The organism is Brevundimonas sp. ZS04 (genome assembly GCF_001956865.1).
GTDB classification, from domain to species: Bacteria; Pseudomonadota; Alphaproteobacteria; order Caulobacterales; family Caulobacteraceae; genus Brevundimonas; species Brevundimonas diminuta.
In genome coordinates this window covers 1-434 of the sequence record NZ_MTHE01000060.1, presented here as the reverse complement: position 1 = coordinate 434, position 434 = coordinate 1, and the positions used below count along the sequence as shown (strand labels likewise).

Genomic DNA, 434 nt, shown 5'->3' with positions numbered 1-434 from the left:
GCAGAACGGTCGCTCGTGCCTTCCCGGCCGTCTCCTGGGCGCGCAGCGCCTTGAGTTCGGCAGGGCGCAGTGTCGGCAACAGGCCGATCAAATCCTTGGCGGGCAGGGCGCCCGCGTCCGGCACCTCGCGGCGCTTCTTGCTGCGTGCCCGGGGCGTGACGGCCTCCGCGGCGTCGGCCACCACGTCGGCGACTTTGGCCGGGAACGAACGCGCGAGCGCGTCGACTTCGCCGCGCAACTCCTGGGCTTGATCGCGGCCGAGCGCGACGAGGCTCGACGCGAGTTCCTCGGCGTCGCGTCGCGTCATGCGCCCACGCAGGACCGCATCCTCGAAGACCGACTGCACGCGATCGGACGACAACACGACCGCGCGCTGCAGCGCCTCGCCGACCTCGCTGAAGGCTTCGCGGAGTTGCTCTTCGCTGGGTGTCGTG

Annotated in this window: 1 protein-coding gene; it reads right to left on the bottom strand. The window is 71.4% G+C overall.

The features are described 5' to 3' along the window. A partial coding sequence (locus BJP32_RS17415; protein WP_158043321.1) for a hypothetical protein occupies positions 1-434 on the bottom strand: 434 nt, incomplete at both ends.